The sequence below is a fragment of the Rubrivivax sp. A210 genome (genome assembly GCF_904426505.1).
Taxonomy (GTDB): Bacteria; Pseudomonadota; Gammaproteobacteria; order Burkholderiales; family Burkholderiaceae_C; genus Rubrivivax.
On the sequence record NZ_CAJGBN010000004.1, the window covers coordinates 50,389 to 68,328 of the forward strand.

The window sequence follows — 17,940 nt, forward strand, 5'->3', positions numbered from 1 at the left end:
ACGGACGAGACGAAAACACATGGCAGCAGAATCTCATGCTACCGAGCACGGCCCGACGGCCGGCGAGTACATCGTTCACCACCTGACGCATTGGCGGAACAAGGAGCTGGTGGGCCCCTTCGACCTGTCGGTGGTGAGCTATGACTCGATGCTCTTCTCCATCGTCATTGGCGTGCTCGGCTGCTTCTTCTTGTGGCGCGCTGCCAGCAAGGCCACCTCGGGCGTGCCGGGCCGCTTCCAGGCCGCGGTGGAGATCCTGGTCGAGATCGTCGAGACCCAGGCCAAGGGCATCGTCCACAACGCGCAGAGCCGCAAGCTGGTCGCGCCGCTGGCCCTGACGGTGTTCGTCTGGATCTTCCTGATGAACGCGATGGACCTGCTGCCGGTCGACCTGCTGCCCTTCATCTGGACCAAGATCTACGGCGCCATGGGCCATGACCCGCACCATGCCTATATGCGCAGCGTGCCTACGGCCGATCTCTCGGTGACCATGGGCCTGTCGCTGGGCGTGCTCATCACCTGCCTGGTCTACAACGTCAAGATCAAGGGCTTCGGCGGCTGGGTTCACGAGCTCTTCTCGGCGCCCTTCGGTGCCCACTGGGCGCTGGCTCCCTTCAACTTCCTGATGCAGATCATCGAGTTCGTCGCCAAGACGGTCTCGCACGGCATGCGGTTGTTCGGCAACATGTACGCCGGCGAGCTGATCTTCTTGCTCATCGCGCTGATGGGCGGGGCCTTCGCCTCGGTCGGCCTGGGCACCGGCATCGCGCTGGCCATCGGCCATGTCATTGCCGGTTCGGCCTGGGCCATCTTCCACATCCTGATCATCACCCTGCAGGCTTTCGTGTTCATGATGCTGACGCTCGTGTACATCGGCCAGGCCCACGATCACCACTGAGAGCTGCGGCTTTCCTTTTCTCCCCCTGCTGTTCGCTGTTTTCCGTTTTCCCTTTCCCAACTCAAACTCACTCAACTGGAGTCATCATGGAAGTCATCAGCTTTGTCGCCCTCGCCGCCGGCCTGATCATCGGTCTGGGCGCCGTCGGTGCCTGTATCGGCATCGGCATCATGGGCAGCAAGTACCTCGAATCGGCTGCCCGCCAGCCCGAGCTGATGGGCGAACTGCAGACCAAGATGTTCCTGCTGGCCGGCCTGATCGACGCGGCCTTCATCATCGGCACCGGTATCGCGCTGTGGTTCGCCACCGCCAACCCCTTCCTGGGCCAGATCGCGGCGGCCGTGGCTGCCGCCGGCGGTGCGAAGTAAGCGCTGAGCTTGCCGCAATCGTGGGCGCCGAAGCCGCACGGCTTCGCTGCCCTCCCGTCACCGTGACCGAGGCATAAAAGTGAGCATCACCGGTACCCTCATCGTCCAGATGATCGTGTTCCTGATCCTGGTCTGGTTCACGATGAAATTCGTGTGGCCACCGATCACCGTCGCGCTCGACGAGCGCGCCAAGAAGATCGCCGACGGCCTGAGCGCCGCCGACAAGGCCAAGACCGAGCTGAGCGCGGCCAACAAGCGCGTCGAAGCCCAGTTGTCCGCTGCCCGTGACGACGCCGCCAAGCGTCTGGCCGATGCCGAGCGCCTGGCGCAGCAGATGGTGGAAGACGCCAAGGGCCGCGCCAGCGAAGAAGCCGCCAAGATCGTCGCTGCTGCCCGTGCCGAGGCCGAGCAGGAGTCGATGAAGGCGCGCGAGATCCTGCGCGAGCAGGTGGCCGGGCTCGCCGTCAAGGGCGCCGAGGCCATCCTGCGCAAGGAAGTCAACGCCGCTGCGCACGCCGACATGCTCGGCCGCCTGAAAGCCGAGCTGTAACCATGGCCGAGCTGGCAACCCTGGCGCGCCCCTACGCCGAGGCGCTGTTCAAGTCAGTGTCCATCACCGACGCGCAATCGACCGTGACGCAGCTTTCCGAAGCGGCCCAGGTGGCTGCCGATGAAGCGCTGCGAAGCTTCGCCGACAACCCGCGTGTCAGCGTCGACCAGGTCTTCGGCATCGTCTCGACGGCGACGAAGACGCAGCTCGGCGAGCGCGTGAAGAACCTGCTGCGCGTGGTCATCGAGAACGGCCGCCTGGCGGCGCTGCCCGAGATCTCGGCGCAGTTCCAGCACCTGGTCAATGCGCGCTCGGGCTCGTCGGATGCCACCATCTACAGCGCCTTCGCGATCGAGGGCGATGCGTTAGCCGAAGTCGTGGCCATGCTCGAGAAGCGCTTCGACCGCAAGCTCAAAGCCCGCGTCGAGATCGTTCCCGAATTGATCGGCGGCATCCGTGTCGTCGTCGGCGACGAGGTGCTCGACACCTCGGTGAAGGCCCGTCTTGAACAAATGAAGGTCGCGCTGACCGCATAAGGTCGCTGACGCCCCGTGCGCGTGACGTGAAGGAAACAACATGAATCTGAACCCCGCAGAAATTTCCGAGCTGATCAAGAGCCGCATCGAGGGCCTTGCCGTTTCGGCCGACATCAAGAACCAGGGCACCGTGGTGTCCGTCACCGACGGCATCGTGCGCGTACACGGCCTGTCCGACGTGATGGCCGGTGAAATGCTTGAATTCCCCGCCACGGCAGCCGGCGTGGCCACCTACGGCCTCGCGCTCAACCTTGAGCGCGACTCGGTCGGCGCGGTGATCCTGGGTGAATACGAGCACATCTCCGAAGGCGACACCGTCAAGTGCACGGGCCAGATCCTCTCGGTGCCGGTCGGCCCCGAGCTGATCGGCCGCGTCGTCAACGCGCTCGGCCAGCCCATCGACGGCAAGGGCCCGATCAACGCCAAGATGACCGACGTGATCGAGAAGGTCGCCCCGGGCGTGATCGCGCGCAAGAGCGTCGACCAGCCGGTGCAGACCGGCCTCAAGTCCATCGACTCGATGGTGCCTATCGGCCGCGGCCAGCGCGAGCTGATCATCGGCGACCGCCAGACCGGCAAGACCGCGGTGGCGATCGACACGATCATCAACCAGAAGGGTCAGAACATGACCTGCGTCTACGTCGCGATCGGCCAGAAGGCTTCGTCGATCAAGAACGTGGTGCGCGCGCTCGAACAGCACGGCGCGATGGACTACACCATCGTCGTCGCCGCCTCGGCCTCGGAATCGGCGGCCATGCAGTACGTGTCGGCCTATTCGGGCTGCACGATGGGCGAGTACTTCCGCGACCGCGGCCAGGACGCGCTGATCATTTATGACGACCTGTCCAAGCAGGCCGTCGCCTACCGCCAGGTCTCGCTGCTGCTGCGCCGCCCGCCGGGCCGCGAAGCCTACCCTGGCGACGTGTTCTACCTCCACAGCCGCCTGCTGGAGCGCGCCGCCCGCGTGAATGCCGACTACGTCGAGGCCTTCACCAAGGGTGAGGTCAAGGGCAAGACCGGCTCGCTGACCGCGCTGCCCATCATCGAGACGCAGGCCGGTGACGTGTCCGCCTTCGTGCCGACCAACGTGATCTCCATCACCGACGGCCAGATCTTCCTGGAAACCAGCCTGTTCAACGCCGGCGTCCGCCCCGCCATCAACGCCGGTATCTCGGTGTCGCGGGTCGGCGGCGCCGCCCAGACCAAGCTGGTCAAGAGCCTGTCGGGCGGCATCCGTACCGACCTGGCGCAGTACCGTGAACTGGCCGCCTTCGCGCAGTTCGCCTCCGACCTGGACGCCGCCACGCGCAAGCAGTTGGACCGCGGCGCCCGCGTCACCGAACTGCTCAAGCAGCCCCAGTACAGCCCGCTGCCCATCAGCCTGATGGCGGCCACGCTGTTCGCGGTGAACAAGGGCTTCGTGGATGACCTCGAGGTCAAGAAGGTCCTGGCCTTCGAACACGGCCTGCACCAGCACCTCAAGAGCAGCCACGCGGCCCTGCTGGCCAAGCTGGAGAACGACAAGGCCATGGACAAGGGCGCCGAGGAAGAGCTGACGAACGCCATCACGGCGTTCAAGAAGTCGTTCGCCTAAAGCCCCCGACCCTACCCAGGAGCACAGACCATGGCGGTCGGCAAAGAGATACGCGGCAAGATCAAATCGGTGGAGAACACCAAGAAGATCACCAAGGCCATGGAAATGGTCGCCGCTTCGAAGATGCGCAAGGCGCAGGAGCGCATGCGCGCGGCGCGTCCGTACGCCGACAAGATCCGCAACATCACGGCCCACTTGGCCGAGGCCAACCCCGAGTACAAGAGCCCGTACATGCGCGACGTGGCCAAGGGCGGGCCGGCGGCCAAGGCGGTGGGCTTCATCGTCGTGACCACCGACAAGGGTCTGTGCGGCGGCCTCAACACCAATGTGCTGCGCGTCGTCACGAACAAGATGAAGGAAGTGCAGGCCGCCGGCAACGCCATCCAGGCGGTGGCCATCGGCAACAAGGGCCTGGGTTTCCTCAACCGCATCGGCGGCAACGTCATCAGCCACGCCACGCAGCTGGGCGATGCGCCCCAGCTCGAGAAGCTGATCGGCCCGGTGAAGGTGATGCTCGACGCCTTCGTCGCCGGCAAGCTCGACGCCGTGTACCTTTGCTTCACCAAGTTCATCAACACGATGAAGCAGGAGCCCATGGTCGAGCCGCTGCTGCCGCTGGCACCGCAGCGCCTTGAGCAGACGGCGGCCGAAAAGAAGCAGTACGGCTGGGATTACATCTACGAGCCCGATGCGCCCACCGTCATCGACGACCTGCTCACGCGCTACATCGAGGCCCTGGTCTACCAGGCGGTGGCCGAGAACATGGCCAGCGAGCAGAGCGCGCGCATGGTGGCCATGAAGGCCGCCACCGACAACGCCGGCACGCTGATCGGTGAGCTCAAGCTCATCTACAACAAGACCCGGCAAGCGGCGATCACCAAGGAACTGTCCGAGATCGTCAGCGGCGCGGCGGCCATCAGCGGCTGATGCCACGCCAACCGAACACCGAATTCAGCGAATCAAGTTTGAAGGACACGAAAAATGGCTAGCACTCAAGCACAAGGCAAGATCGTCCAGTGCATCGGCGCGGTGGTCGACGTGGAATTTCCGCGTGACGCCATGCCCCGCATCTATGACGCCCTGAAGCTCGCAGGCACGGCGCTGACGCTGGAAGTGCAGCAGCAGCTGGGCGACGGCGTGGTGCGCACCATCGCGCTGGGTTCGTCGGACGGCATCCGCCGCGGCCTGATGGTCACCAACACCGGCGCCGGCATCACCGTGCCGGTGGGCAAGGCCACGCTGGGCCGCATCATGGACGTGCTGGGCAACCCCATCGACGAGCGCGGCCCGGTCGACCAGACGCTGACCGCCGAAATCCACCGCAAGGCCCCGGCCTACGACGAGCTGAGCCCGAGCCAGGAACTGCTGGAAACCGGCATCAAGGTGATCGACCTGATCTGCCCCTTCGCCAAGGGCGGCAAGGTGGGTCTGTTCGGCGGCGCCGGCGTCGGCAAGACCGTGAACATGATGGAGCTGATCAACAACATCGCCAAGGCGCACAGCGGCCTGTCGGTGTTTGCCGGCGTCGGCGAGCGCACCCGCGAGGGCAACGACTTCTATCACGAGATGAGTGATTCGAAGGTCGTGGTGCAGGAGGACCTGAGCCAGTCCAAGGTGGCCATGGTCTACGGTCAGATGAACGAGCCCCCGGGCAACCGCCTGCGCGTGGCCCTGACCGGCCTGACCATCGCCGAGTCGTTCCGCGACGAAGGCCGCGACGTGCTGTTCTTCGTGGACAACATCTACCGCTACACGCTGGCCGGCACCGAGGTGTCCGCGCTGCTGGGTCGCATGCCCTCCGCCGTGGGCTACCAGCCGACGCTGGCCGAGGAAATGGGCCGCCTGCAGGAGCGCATCACCTCCACCAAGGTGGGCTCCATCACCTCCATCCAGGCCGTCTACGTGCCTGCGGACGACCTGACCGACCCGTCGCCTGCCACCACCTTCGCCCACTTGGATGCGACGGTCGTGCTGTCGCGCGACATCGCCTCGCTGGGCATCTACCCCGCGGTCGACCCGCTGGACTCCACCAGCCGCCAGATCGACCCCAACGTGGTCGGCACCGAGCACTACGAGACCACCCGCGCCGTGCAATCGACACTGCAGCGCTACAAGGAACTGCGCGACATCATCGCCATCCTGGGCATGGACGAGTTGAGCCCCGAAGACAAGCTGGCCGTGAGCCGCGCACGCAAGATGCAGCGCTTCCTGAGCCAGCCCTTCCACGTCGCCGAAGTGTTCACCGGCAGCCCGGGCAAGTACGTGCCGCTGAAGGAAACCATCCGCGGCTTCAAGATGATCGCGGCCGGCGAGTGCGACGCGCTGCCCGAGCAGGCCTTCTACATGGTCGGCACCATCGACGAGGCCTTCGAGAAAGCGAAAAAGATTCAATAACCGGCGCATACGGGCGCCTGGCGTCGTTGCGCTCCTCGCCGTACGGGTGTACGGCTGCGGGGCGCGCCTAGCCAGACATCCGTCTGCTTGGTTCTTGAACCTTTTTCAACAGTAGCGGGATTCCAAACATGGCCACCATTCACGTCGACGTCGTCTCCGCCGAAGAGAGCATCTTCAGCGGCGAGGCCAAGTTCGTCGCGCTGCCGGGCGAGAACGGTGAGCTCGGCATCCTGCCGCGCCACACGCCGCTGATCACGCGCATCAAGCCGGGCGCGGTGCGCATCCAGCGCGCCGACAATGACGAGGAAGAGTTCGTCTTCGTTGCCGGCGGCATCCTCGAAGTGCAGCCGGGCACGGTTACCGTCCTGGCCGACACCGCCATCCGCGGCAAGGATCTCGACGAGGCCAAGGCGCTGGAAGCCAAGAAGATCGCCGAAGAGGCGATGAAGAACGCCAAGAGCGACATCGACCTCGCCGCCGCCCAGGGCGAGTTCGCGGCCATGGCGGCCCAGCTGGCGGCGATCCAGAAGCTGCGCAAGAAGTAAGCGCAGCGACGGTCCGCCCTTGCGGCGGCACCTCAAACAGAAAACCCGCCCGGCAGCACTGCCCGGCGGGTTTTGTCTTGCTGGGCCCCGGCGGCCCGAGGCGGGCTATTTCTTGGGTGCGGCCGGTGGCTGCTGGGCGGCGCGACGGCGGGCCTCGGCCACGCCCTCACCGAGCTGGCGCACGATGGGGTGATCGGGCGGGCCGGACTTGATGGCGCGCTCCCAGTGCTGGGCCGCGAGGGCGAAGTTGCCGCGGTTGAAGGCCACCGTGCCGGCCAGTGCCAGCGCCTTGACATTGACCGGGTCGGCCTTGAGCGCGCGGTCTATCCACTGCAGCGGCTCGCCCTCGAGATTGCGGCCGTTCTGGATGGCCAGCGCGTCGGCGTAATCAGCCATCACGGCGGCATCGTCGGGGCGCAGCTTCAGCACGCGCTTGTAGGCCTCGATGGCCTCGGCCGGCCGGCCGGTGGCGGCGTAGGAGCGGCCCAGCATGGCCCAGCCGTCGGCGTCGTCGGGCTGGTTCTTCAGGCGCTCGGCCAGGCGGTCCGTCATCGCGGCCATCTGGTCCTTGCCCATCGCGTGCGGCGAGGCGCCGGAGGCACCGCCGGCCACAGCCGGCGCGGCTTCGTCTGCGGGCGCCGGGTTGCGCGACTGCCACCAGGCGCCCGCGGCGACCACCCCCACCACCAGGGCCACGGCGCCCAGCATCAGGCCGCGGGACATGCCGGCGGCGGCGGGTGCAGCCACGGCGGCCGCCGCCGCGGCCGGCGTGCCGGTGACGGCGGCGACGATCTGCGCCTCGAGTGCCGCGCGGGCCGCGCCATAGGCTTCATCACCCAGGCTGCCGGCGGCGTGCCGCGCCTGCAACTGCTCCAACTGCGCGCGCAGGGCCTGCAGATCCTTGGGCTGCTCGCTCATAGACCCTCATCCTGGGCCGCGGCGGCCAGTGCGGCGCGGTGGCGGCGTGCCGCCATCAGCGGCTCGACCACCATGATCAGCAGGGCCATGCCATAGGAGCCCCAGACATAGAGCCCGTAGCCGCCCATGGCGAAGAACTCGGAGGCGCTGTTCCATTGCATATCAGTGTCCTTGCCGGCTGGCGGCGAGATCGTTGACCCAGCCCGTGCCCTGTTCGCGTTCGAGGATGACGGCGCGCGTGCGCATGAAGACCACGGCAAAGGCGTAGGCCCAGCAGGCCAGCGCCATCAGCAGCATGCCGGTAAGCATGGTGCTGGCCATCGTGGGTGCGGAGGTCATGCTGACGCTGGCGCCCTGGTGCAGCGTGTTCCACCACTTCACCGAGAAATAGATGATGGGCACGTTGACCGCCCCCACCAGGGCCAGCAGGGCGCCGGCCTGGTCGCCGCGGCGCACGTCGTCGATGGATTCGACCAGGCCCATGTAGCCGAGGTAGAGGAAGAGCAGGATCAGCTCGGACGTGAGGCGGGCGTCCCACACCCACCAGGCGCCCCAGGTCGGCTTGCCCCAGAAGGCGCCGCTCCACAGCGCCACCACGGTGAAGAGCGCGCCGGTGGGCGCGATGGCGCGCGCCAGCATCGAGGCCATGCGGGCCTTGAAGGCCCAGCCGATGGCGGCCCAGAAGGCCATCGCCAGGTACAGCACCATCGACATCCAGGCCGAGGGCACATGGATGAAGATGATGCGGTAGGCGTCGCGCTGCACCGCGTCGGTGGGCGCCACGAAGAAGCCGACCCAGAGTCCGGCGGCCGTGAGGCCCAGGGTCGCCAGCCACAGCCAGGGCAGCAGCTTGCCGCTGAGGCTGTAGAAGCGCGAGGGCGCGGCAAAGGTCGACCAGCGCAGGCCGGGGCTGTCGGGCGGGGCCTTCTTGGGAGCGATGGGAGAGTCGGTCACGGCGAGCTTTGATTCGGGTTGCGGGGGCGGGCTTGGAGGCACAAAAACTCGGGCCTTGGCGGGCGGGCCGGCACCGTGGCGGCGGGCGAAACGGGCTCGGATGCTGACAGGCCGGCGATGTTCTGCCAAGTCGGCCGTGTCATCTTGCAAAAGATCAAACCGCCATGTGAATTTTCTTCATCCTCCCATGAGCTGCATCGCCATTTTGACGTGGCTCAAGATGAGCGCCTGCCCAAGGCAGACCATGGGCGCCTTTCGCGAGGAGCGTCCACGATGCTGCAGATTCGGATACACGGCCGCGGCGGCCAGGGGGTGGTGACGGCGGCCGAGATGCTGTCGATTGCCGCCTTTGAACAGGGCCGGCATGCGCAGGCCTTTCCGAGCTTCGGCTCCGAACGCACCGGTGCGCCGGTGGTGGCCTTCTGCCGCATCTCCGAGCGCGAGATCCGGCTGCGCGAGCCCATCCTCGCGCCCGATGTGCTGATCGTGCAAGACCCGACGCTGCTGCACCAGGTGGATGTCTTCCAGGGCCTGCAGCCCGATGGCTATGTGCTGATCAACAGCAAGCGCAGCTTTGACGAACTGGGCCTGTCGGAAGTGGCGGCGCGCTACCGCCGCGAGCGCCTGGTGACGGTGCCGGCCACCGAGATCGCGCTGCGCCACCTGGGCCGTCCGCTGCCCAATGCGGTGCTGCTGGGCGGCTTCGCGGCGCTCGCCGGCCTGGTCTCGCTGGACGCGGTGGCGCACGCCATCCGCGACAAGTTCAGCGGCAAGGTGGCCGAGGCCAATGTGGCGGCATCGGCCGAGGCCTTTGCCTACGTGCAAAACGAGATGAAGGAACTGGCCCATGCTCAAGCAGATTGAAGGCTCGCACGCCGTGGCCGAGGCGGTGGCGCTGAGCCGCCCCGAAGTCATCTGCGCCTACCCGATCTCGCCCCAGACCCACATCGTCGAGGGCCTGGGCGAACTGGTGAAGGACGGCTCGCTCGCGCCCTGCGAGTTCATCAACGTCGAGAGCGAGTTCGCGGCCATGAGCGTGGCCATAGGCTCGTCGGCGGCCGGCGCGCGCACCTATACGGCCACCGCCAGCCAGGGCCTGCTCTTCATGGCCGAGGCGGTCTACAACGCCAGCGGCCTGGGCCTGCCCATCGTGATGACGGTGGCCAATCGCGCCATCGGTGCGCCCATCAACATCTGGAACGACCACAGCGACAGCATGAGCCAGCGCGACTGCGGCTGGATCCAGCTCTTCGCCGCGCACAACCAGGAGGCGCTGGACCTGCACATCCAGGCCTTCAAGCTGGCCGAGGAACTGAGCATGCCGGTGATGGTGTGCATGGACGGCTTCATCCTCACCCACGCCTACGAGCGCGTGGACATGCCTTCGCAGGCCGATGTCGACGCCTTCCTGCCGCCCTACGAGCCGCGTCAGGTGCTGGACCCGGCCGATCCGGTGAGCATCGGCGCCATGGTCGGCCCCGAGGCCTTCATGGAAGTGCGCTACCTGGCCCACGCCAAGCAGACCATGGCGCTGGAACGCATCCCGCAGATCGCCGCCGAGTTTGCCGAGCGTTTCGGCCGCAACACCGGCGGCCTGGTGCGCAGCTACCGCTGCGAAGACGCCGAGACCATCGTCGTCGCACTCGGCTCGGTGATAGGCACCATCAAGGACACCGTCGACGAGATGCGCGACGCCGGCGTGAAGATCGGCGTGCTGGGCATCCACTCCTTCCGCCCCTTCCCGCTGGCCGCGGTGCGCGCCGCGCTGCAGGGCGCCAAGCGCGTGGTGGTGCTGGAAAAGAGCTTCTCGGTCGGCCTGGGCGGCGTCGTCTCCACCGACGTGCGCCTGGCCTTGTCGGGGCTGGACATGCAGGGCTACACCGTGGTGGCCGGCCTGGGCGGACGCGCCATCACCAAGGCCTCGCTGGCACGCACCTTTGCCGAGGCGGTGGCCGACAAGCTGCCGCCGCTGAGCTTCATGGATCTCGACTGGGGCATCGTCAACCGCCAGCTCCAGCGCGAAGCCAGCATGCGCCGCAGCGGCCCCATCGCCGAAAACCTGCTGCGCGACGTCGGCACCATCGCCTCGAAAGTGAGCTGACATGACCCAGGTTGTCCACTTCTACCAGACCGGCACCTTTACCGTCGGCAACCGCTTGCTCGCGCCCGCGCAGCGCAGCGTGCAGAGCAGCGCCGAGCGCAGCAATGCGCTCAACTCCGGCCACCGCGCCTGCCAGGGCTGCGGCGAGGCGCTGGGCGCGCGCTACGCCATCGACGCCGCCATGCGCGCCACCGGCAACCGCCTCATCGCGGCCAATGCCACGGGCTGCCTCGAGGTCTTCTCGACGCCGTATCCAGAGACCAGCTGGCAGCTGCCCTGGATCCACTCGCTGTTCGGCAATGCCGCGGCGGTGGGCACGGGCATCGCGGCGGCGCTCAAGGTCAAGGCCATCAAGGCCGGCCGCACGCACAGTGAGACCCGCGTCGTGGCCCAGGGCGGCGACGGCGGCACCACCGACATCGGCTTTGGTTGCCTCAGCGGCATGTTCGAGCGCAACGACGACGTGCTCTACATCTGCTACGACAACGAGGCCTACATGAACACCGGCGTGCAGCGCAGCAGCGCCACGCCCTTTGCCGCACGCACCGCCACCACCATGGCGGTGGGCACCGAGCCGGGCGCGCCCAAGGGCCAGGGCAAGAACCTGCCGCTGATCGCGATGGCGCACGAGATTCCCTATGTGGCCACCGCCACCGTGGCCGACCTGCACGACCTGGAAGACAAGGTCGAGAAGGCCATGAGCATCCGCGGCGCGCGCTACCTGCACATCCTCGTGCCCTGCCCGCTGGGCTGGGGCTCGGCCAGCCACGACACCATCAAGCTGGCGCGGCTGGCGCGCGAGACCGGCATCTTCCCGGTCTTCGAGGCCGAACACGGCGAGCTGAGCTCGGTCACCCAGATCCGCCGCCGCGTGCCGGTGGACGAATACCTGCGGCCGCAGAAGCGCTTCGCCCACCTCTTCGGCAAGCCGGGCCAGCCGGACATGCTGGCCGCCATCCAGGCCGAGGCCGACCGCAACATCCGCCGCTTCAAGCTGCTGGCCGACGACCAGGTGAACTGACATGGACAAACCTTTTGCCATCACGCTGGACCCGGGTTCCTCGCTGGCCAACAAGACCGGCACCTGGCGCACCTCGCGCCCGGTCTACGTCGACCGCCTGCCGCCCTGCAACTTCCAATGCCCGGCGGGCGAGGACATCCAGGGCTGGCTCTTCCATGCCGAAAGCGGCGACTACGAAACGGCCTGGCGCCACCTCACGCGCGACAACCCCTTCCCGGCCGTGATGGGCCGCGTCTGCTACCACAGCTGCGAGACGGCCTGCAACCGCGGCAAGCTCGATGCGGCCGTGGGCATCAACTCGGTCGAACGCTTCCTGGGTGACGAGGCCCTGCGCCAGGGCTGGAAGTTCGAGCCGCCGGCGCAGGCCACCGGCCGCCATGTGCTGGTGGTGGGCGCCGGGCCCTCGGGCATGTCGGCCGCCTACCACCTGCGCCGCCTGGGCCACGAGGTCACGGTGCTCGAAGCCGGGCCGCTGCTGGGCGGCATGATGCGCTTCGGCATCCCCAAGTACCGCCTGCCGCGCGAGGTGCTGGACGCCGAGATGCAGCGCATCCTGGACATGGGCGTCACGGTGCAGCTGGGCACCAAGGTGCTGGATGTGGACGCCACCATCCGCGAAGGCGGCTTCGACGCCTGCTTCCTGGCCGTCGGCGCCCACATCGCCAAGCGCGCCTACATCCCGGCCAAGGACAGCTCGCGCATCCTCGACGCCGTCTCGGTGCTGCGCAGCATGGAGGGCGAGGAGCAGCCGCTGCTGGGCCGCCGCGTCGTCGTCTACGGCGGCGGCAACACCGCCATCGACGTGGCGCGCACCGCCAAGCGCCTGGGCGCCACCGAGGCGGTGATCGTCTACCGCCGCACGCGCGAGAAGATGCCGGCGCACGATTTCGAGGTCGAGGAGGCGCTGCAGGAAGGCGTGATGGTCAAGTGGCTGTCCACCATCAAGCAGGCCGGCGAGGGCGGCTCGCTCACGATCGAGAAGATGGTGCTGGACGACAAGGGCAACCCCCAGCCCACCGGCGAATACGAGACGCTGGAGGCCGACAGCCTGGTGCTGGCCCTGGGCCAGGATGTCGACCTCACGCTGCTGGACAACGTCGAGGGCCTGCAGGTCAAGGACGGCGTGGTGCAGGTCGACCCGGCCACGATGATGACCGGCCACGCCGGCCTCTTCGCCGGCGGCGACATGGTGCCGGCCGAGCGCAACGTGACGGTGGCCGTGGGCCACGGCAAGAAGGCGGCGCGCCACATCGACGCCTGGCTGCGCGGCACCCGCTACGAGGCCGCGCCCAAGCACGCCATCGCCACCTTCGACAACCTCAACCCCTGGTACTACAGCGACGCACCCAAGACCATGCGCCCGCTGCTCGACCTGGCGCGCCGCACCAGCAGCTTCGACGAGGTGCAGGGCGGCCTCTCGGCCGACAACGCCCTCTTCGAGGCGCGCCGCTGCCTGAGCTGCGGCAACTGCTTCGAATGCGACAACTGCTACGGCGTCTGCCCCGACAACGCCGTCATCAAGCTGGGCCCCGGCAAGCGCTTCGAGTTCAACCTCGACTACTGCAAGGGCTGCGGCGTCTGCGTGTCCGAATGCCCTTGCGGGGCGATTGAGATGGTGGCTGAGCAGGTTTAGGGGGCGCCGCCATGAAGCCGGGGCGGCTATGGCGGCAATGGTGGCTTGTGCCGGCGCTGCTGGGCCTGCTCTGCGCCGGCCCCGCGCCGGCCGCACCTGAGCCCGACCCGGCGGCCACGCGGCAGGCCTTGCGCGCCCTGCTGGCCAGTGCCCAGGACGGCATCCCGCGCGGTTCGGGTTGCGACGGCGACTACGGCCAGCGCGGCCGGGCGCGGGTGAAGGACCTGCTTGCCGTCCAACTCGCCTACCTCTACCGCGGCGACAACGTGATCACCGGCGGGTGCGCGGGCAATGCCTGCGAGCTGACGATCAGGCATGCGGCGGGCGAGGATGTCGCCTCGGCCACCCTGCGCTTCGAGCAGAGACAGGGGCGGGCGCGTGTGGGCACGCTGCGCTGCGTCATCACGCCCTGAACGGGCGCCGCCCGTGACGCCGCATGCCTCTACCATCTGCGCCTACCCGCCGCATTTGCTCAAGCCCATGAATCGCACCGGATTCCCTCTCCTGGCCCTGCTCGCCCTCGCCGCCCTGCAATCGGCCTGCTCCTCGCCCCAGATCTATGGTGGCGGCCAGGCCTGGCAGCGGCTGGAATGCAACCGCATCCAGGACAGCGCCGAGCGACGGCGCTGCATGGACAGCACGGCGCTGTCCCACGACGACTACAAGCGCCAGGCCGAGGCGGCCAAGGGCCAGCGCTGAAGCCCGTGGACAGCGACTGCTGGCATTTTGATGCCGGTGGCCTCAGTTCAGGGGTTTGCCTGAACGGTCAAAGAGCTTCTCGCCTTGGTTGTCGGCGCCCTGGAAGCGCCAGCGCTTCAACTGGCCGTTGTCCCAGTATTCGTAGTCGTGGCGCAGCACACGCTGCCTGGTCACGCGCTCGCCGAGCAGCGGGTGACCATCGGCCGACACTTCGACACGCAGGTAGTCAACGTAGCCGCGCAGATCGACAAGGCTCAGCTCCCGTGTAGCAGCGCCGGAAGGCGACAACGCAAAGAAGTGTGCTCCGGCGGCAAGGCCTGCTGGAAGCCGCACCTCAGTGGCCAGGGGCTTGCGCTCGGCCAACCACTTCTCGGCCCACAACACGCGCCCTCCGTCCAGCGCAAAGCGGTAGAAGGAGCGGCCACTTTCGGCTTGGGCTTCGTCTATCGGCAACTCGGGATGGATGGGAACGGTGTACAGGTTGGCTCGTGCAAAGAATGCGGCTTGGATGGAGGTGGCATCGGCAGGGGGGGGCATGGGCTTCTCCGGTTGGGCTTGGCTCCGCAGCGCGGCGCAGCACGGCCCCACAACGAGGGCGCGCAGGAAATTCCGGCGGAGCAAACGATTAATCATCTACTTCAGCTTCTTCGAGCCCCACCAACTGAGGTTAGTGTCAGACATCATTTGCTCCTGAAACGAGTGGCAGTTGTATTTCATGGGCCAACGCCAGACCGAGCCGTAATTGGTCTCGAAGCCTGCAACGAAGTCCCGCATCGACTGCTTGATAAACGCGGCCGACTTGCCGTTCTTGACGCGTGGTGAAAATTCCTCGTCGCCGGGGTCGCCGTGATGCGGGTCGCGAGTGGACGTGCCGCCCGCTCCCTCCATCATGTTGACGACACCCTGCACACCGCCGAGTGTGCCTTCGAGCCCCACAGGGCTGGCGGGCCACCATCCGTAGCTCTCGCTGTCATCGATCTCGACCCACCAGTGGCCGTAGTCGATCCCTGACGGGTCCTTGCGCCTTGCGGCTGCCCAGAGCGCTCCGGTAGAAGCCTTCACATGCTTGCGCTTCATCACTATCGTGGTGATAACCCGCTTCAGGCGCAATTCCAGGCGCCTCGTCTGCCCCGGTTCGACTACCGCATCGATACTGTCCGGCCGAAGCTCGAACTCGTCCTGCACAAGTGTCAACTGGTAATTCCCGGCGCCGATGCCGTCGAATCGGCATTCACCAGCAGCGTCGGTGCGCGCCGAGCCCGAGGAAGGGCCGGCCAACGTGACCTTCACATCCTCGATGGCCTCGTCGCTGGATGATTCGGTGATGGCCACCACCAGACTACCCGGCGAAATCGACGGCGTCGGTGTCGAAGGAAACAGGCCAATCAACGCGCCCTCACCCAATTGCGTCATGCGAAGTCTCCGTGTCTGGTGCCAAGGCCCCACGAGCAACAGCCTGAGGGTGCCAGCCAACGATTCAACCTGGCACTGCACTGGCCGAAAGCGCATGCGATCGAAGGCGGCCGCATCATGCCGGCCTGTCTAAGCCTGCGCATCATCAGCTAGAGTCCCCGCCATGGCTGGTTTCGAGATGCTGATGCTGAGCACCCCGCGGCTGCTGCTGCGTCCGCTGGCCGAGGGCGACGAGGCGGCGCTGATGGCGATCTTTTCCGATCCCGCGGTCACGCGCTACTGGAGTTCGCCGCCCTGGACCGGCATTGAATCGGCGCAGGCCATGATTGCGCGCGACCGCGCCGCGATGCCTGCCGGCGACTACCTGCGCCTGGCGCTCGAGCGCCACGCCGACCGCACCCTCATCGGCACCTGCACGCTGTTTGCCTTCCAGGCCCAGTGCCGCCGCGCCGAGCTCGGCTATGTGCTGGGCTCGGCCTACTGGGGCGGCGGCTACATGCACGAGGCCCTGCTGGCGCTGCTGGAGCACGGCTTCGGTACGCTGGCGCTCAACCGCGTCGAGGCCGACATCGACCCGCGCAACATCGCCTCGGCGCGCAGCCTGCAGCGCCTGGGCTTTGCGCAGGAAGGCTATCTGCGCGAACGCTGGATCGTCGGCGGCGAGGTCTCGGACACCGCGCTCTACGGCCTGCTGCAGCGCGACTGGCGGGCGCGCACCCCAGGTCAGGTTGCCGTGCCGGCCGCGGTGGCTGCCGCGCACTGAGCACTGCCGCGAAGCCCGCGCCGCCCGCGGCGCTCTGCCGCTTGACGTGCCTGGCCGGCGCCCCCCGCCCCGCGCTCCTAGAATGCGGCGTTTTCCCCTAGCCTCCGCCCCCGATGCCCCCGGCCCCCATTGCAGACGGCTCCACCCCTGCGCCCCGTCTGATGCCGGTGCTCTTCATCGGCGTCTTCATGGCGGCGCTGGACACGGCCGTCATCGCGCCGGCCATTCCGGTGCTGCGCCAGAGTTTCGATCTCGACAACCGCGCCGCCGGCCTGCTGACCATCGTCTTCGTGCTCGCCTCGCTGGCCAGCACGGCGCTGCTGGCCAATCTGGGTGACCGCCACGGCCGCCGCCCGGTCTTCCTTGGCAGCGTGGCGCTGTTCGCGCTGGGCTCGCTGGTGGTGGCGGCCAGCCCCAGCTACAGCCTGCTGCTGGTCGGGCGCGCCATCCAGGGCATGGGCGGCGGCGGCATCATTCCCACCGCCAGCGCGGTGATCGGCGATGCGCTGCCGCCGCATCAGCGCGGTCGCGCCCTCGGGCTCATCGGCGCCGTCTACGGCATGGCCTTCGTGCTCGGGCCGCCGCTGGCGGCGCTGGCCATCGTGGTCGCCAGCTGGCACTGGATCTTCCTCGCCAACCTGCCCATCGCCGCCCTGGTGATGGTGATGGGGCGGCGTGCGCTGCCGGTGCAGCGCCGCGCCGGGCCGCTGCCGCCGCTGGACTGGCCCGGCGTGCTGCTGCTCTTCCTGCTGCTCTGCGCGCTGGTGCTGGGCATCAACCAGGTCACCGCGGCCTCGACCTGGCTGCTGGCCGCCGTGCCGCCGCTGCTGCTGGCACTGGTCGCGGCCGAGCGCCGCGCCGCCCAGCCCATGGTGCCGCTGGCGCTGTTCGGGCGCCGCCAGCTGGCGCTGACCTATCTGCTCACCGCCGGTGCCGGCTTCGGCATGGGCGGCGTGATCTTCCTCGCCGCGCTGGCCCACCATGCCCACGGCGTGGACCGCAGCCACGGCGGCTTCGTGCTGCTGCCGCTGGTGCTGTGCTCGATGTTCGGCTCGATGGCTGCCGGCCGCTTGATCAACCGGCTGGGGCCGCGTTCCATCATCCTGGCCGGCTTCGCGATGCTGGCCCTGGGCTATGGCGGCGTGGCCATCCTGCAGCTGGGTCTGTGGGGCTGGCTGGTGGCGACCCTGCCGCTGGGCCTGGGCATCGGCATCGTGGTCGGCGGCGCGCTGCGCGGCATCGCCATCGACGAGGCGCCGCCGGCCCAGCGCGGCGCGGCCCAGGGCCTGGTGAACATCTGCACCAGCATCGGCACGCTGCTGGCGGCGGCGGCCATCGGCGCACTGGCCGATTTCGCCGGCGGCCAGGCCGCCGGGCTGGGCCTGGCCTATGCGATGGTGGCGCTGGTGATGCTGGCCATGCTGATCACCACGCTGGCGCTGCGCAAGCCGGCCGCCTTGGCCGACGAGGCGGCGCGAGCCGCCTCCTAGGTTTCATGCGGCGCGAGCCGCCTCCTAGGTTTCATGCGGCGCGAGCCGCCTCCTAGATTTCAT

General features: G+C 67.8%; 21 protein-coding genes. 16 read left to right on the top strand and 5 right to left on the bottom strand.

Annotated elements, in window-relative coordinates:
• The first annotated feature begins 19 nt into the window (after window positions 1-19).
• From atpB to JMV16_RS05250, 8 genes are all read left to right on the top strand, one after another.
• Entirely contained in the window at window positions 20-898 is an 879-nt protein-coding gene (gene atpB / locus JMV16_RS05215) for a F0F1 ATP synthase subunit A (RefSeq protein ID WP_201493122.1), read from the top strand.
• 86 nt (window positions 899-984) lie between these two features.
• Window positions 985-1,266: a F0F1 ATP synthase subunit C gene (atpE, locus tag JMV16_RS05220; protein ID WP_284616067.1), complete on the top strand. Its 282-nt coding sequence runs from the start codon at window positions 985-987 to the stop codon at window positions 1,264-1,266.
• 79 nt (window positions 1,267-1,345) lie between these two features.
• The gene (locus JMV16_RS05225) at window positions 1,346-1,816 is read left to right on the top strand and encodes a F0F1 ATP synthase subunit B (protein ID WP_201493123.1); all 471 of its coding nucleotides are present in this window, start codon (window positions 1,346-1,348) and stop codon (window positions 1,814-1,816) included.
• 2 nt (window positions 1,817-1,818) lie between these two features.
• Window positions 1,819-2,352, top strand: a complete 534-nt coding sequence (locus tag JMV16_RS05230) for a F0F1 ATP synthase subunit delta (protein ID WP_201493124.1) — start codon at window positions 1,819-1,821, stop codon at window positions 2,350-2,352.
• Between the two features lie 40 nt (window positions 2,353-2,392).
• Window positions 2,393-3,946 (top strand): F0F1 ATP synthase subunit alpha, encoded by a 1,554-nt coding sequence (atpA, locus tag JMV16_RS05235; protein WP_201493125.1) that lies wholly within the window; start codon window positions 2,393-2,395, stop codon window positions 3,944-3,946.
• A 30-nt stretch (window positions 3,947-3,976) separates the two neighbouring features.
• Window positions 3,977-4,873, top strand: coding sequence for a F0F1 ATP synthase subunit gamma (gene atpG / locus JMV16_RS05240; RefSeq protein WP_201493126.1), 897 nt, complete (start codon window positions 3,977-3,979; stop codon window positions 4,871-4,873).
• A gap of 54 nt (window positions 4,874-4,927) precedes the next feature.
• Entirely contained in the window at window positions 4,928-6,340 is a 1,413-nt protein-coding gene (gene atpD, locus JMV16_RS05245) for a F0F1 ATP synthase subunit beta (protein WP_201493127.1), read from the top strand.
• Window positions 6,341-6,468: 128 nt separating this feature from the next.
• A complete protein-coding gene (locus tag JMV16_RS05250) occupies window positions 6,469-6,885 on the top strand; it encodes a F0F1 ATP synthase subunit epsilon (protein ID WP_201493128.1) in 417 nt (138 codons plus the stop codon).
• A gap of 105 nt (window positions 6,886-6,990) precedes the next feature.
• Here JMV16_RS05250 and JMV16_RS05255 read toward each other — a convergent pair whose 3' ends face one another.
• Genes JMV16_RS05255 through ccmC form a run of 3 tightly spaced genes read right to left on the bottom strand, consistent with a single transcriptional unit; the run spans window position 6,991 to window position 8,757 of the window.
• Window positions 6,991-7,803, bottom strand: coding sequence for a tetratricopeptide repeat protein (locus tag JMV16_RS05255; RefSeq protein ID WP_201493129.1), 813 nt, complete (start codon window positions 7,801-7,803; stop codon window positions 6,991-6,993).
• Complete coding sequence (gene ccmD, locus JMV16_RS05260; protein ID WP_201493130.1) at window positions 7,800-7,964, bottom strand: heme exporter protein CcmD; 165 nt, start codon at window positions 7,962-7,964, stop codon at window positions 7,800-7,802. The genes JMV16_RS05255 and ccmD overlap by 4 nt, the downstream gene beginning before the upstream one ends.
• A gap of 1 nt (window position 7,965) precedes the next feature.
• On the bottom strand, window positions 7,966-8,757 hold the full coding sequence (gene ccmC, locus JMV16_RS05265) for a heme ABC transporter permease CcmC (RefSeq protein ID WP_411565009.1): 792 nt from the start codon (window positions 8,755-8,757) through the stop codon (window positions 7,966-7,968).
• Window positions 8,758-9,030: 273 nt separating this feature from the next.
• On the opposite strand from ccmC, the gene JMV16_RS05270 reads away from it, so the two are divergent.
• From JMV16_RS05270 to JMV16_RS05295, 6 genes are all read left to right on the top strand, one after another.
• Entirely contained in the window at window positions 9,031-9,621 is a 591-nt protein-coding gene (locus JMV16_RS05270) for a 2-oxoacid:acceptor oxidoreductase family protein (protein WP_201493131.1), read from the top strand.
• Window positions 9,605-10,858 (top strand): pyruvate ferredoxin oxidoreductase, encoded by a 1,254-nt coding sequence (porA, locus tag JMV16_RS05275; protein ID WP_201493132.1) that lies wholly within the window; start codon window positions 9,605-9,607, stop codon window positions 10,856-10,858. Before JMV16_RS05270 ends, porA begins: the two co-directional genes overlap by 17 nt.
• Window position 10,859: 1 nt before the next feature.
• Complete coding sequence (locus tag JMV16_RS05280; RefSeq protein ID WP_201493133.1) at window positions 10,860-11,879, top strand: thiamine pyrophosphate-dependent enzyme; 1,020 nt, start codon at window positions 10,860-10,862, stop codon at window positions 11,877-11,879.
• A 1-nt stretch (window position 11,880) separates the two neighbouring features.
• Window positions 11,881-13,512, top strand: coding sequence for an NAD(P)-binding protein (locus JMV16_RS05285; protein WP_201493134.1), 1,632 nt, complete (start codon window positions 11,881-11,883; stop codon window positions 13,510-13,512).
• Window positions 13,513-13,523: 11 nt separating this feature from the next.
• Window positions 13,524-13,925: a hypothetical protein gene (locus tag JMV16_RS05290; RefSeq protein WP_201493135.1), complete on the top strand. Its 402-nt coding sequence runs from the start codon at window positions 13,524-13,526 to the stop codon at window positions 13,923-13,925.
• Between the two features lie 67 nt (window positions 13,926-13,992).
• Window positions 13,993-14,211 carry a hypothetical protein gene (locus tag JMV16_RS05295; protein WP_201493136.1) on the top strand — a complete coding sequence of 73 codons (219 nt, stop codon included), beginning with the start codon at window positions 13,993-13,995 and terminating at the stop codon, window positions 14,209-14,211.
• Window positions 14,212-14,253: 42 nt separating this feature from the next.
• Here JMV16_RS05295 and JMV16_RS05300 read toward each other — a convergent pair whose 3' ends face one another.
• Together JMV16_RS05300 and JMV16_RS05305 are read right to left on the bottom strand one after the other, a co-directional pair.
• Entirely contained in the window at window positions 14,254-14,748 is a 495-nt protein-coding gene (locus tag JMV16_RS05300; RefSeq protein ID WP_201493137.1) for a hypothetical protein, read from the bottom strand.
• A 96-nt stretch (window positions 14,749-14,844) separates the two neighbouring features.
• Window positions 14,845-15,624 carry a carboxypeptidase-like regulatory domain-containing protein gene (locus tag JMV16_RS05305; RefSeq protein WP_201493138.1) on the bottom strand — a complete coding sequence of 260 codons (780 nt, stop codon included), beginning with the start codon at window positions 15,622-15,624 and terminating at the stop codon, window positions 14,845-14,847.
• Window positions 15,625-15,787: 163 nt separating this feature from the next.
• Between JMV16_RS05305 and JMV16_RS05310 the strand changes: the two genes are divergently transcribed.
• Window positions 15,788-16,387, top strand: a complete 600-nt coding sequence (locus tag JMV16_RS05310) for a GNAT family N-acetyltransferase (protein ID WP_201493139.1) — start codon at window positions 15,788-15,790, stop codon at window positions 16,385-16,387.
• A gap of 161 nt (window positions 16,388-16,548) precedes the next feature.
• A complete protein-coding gene (locus tag JMV16_RS05315) occupies window positions 16,549-17,877 on the top strand; it encodes an MFS transporter (protein ID WP_201493140.1) in 1,329 nt (442 codons plus the stop codon).
• Window positions 17,878-17,940 lie beyond the last annotated feature (63 nt).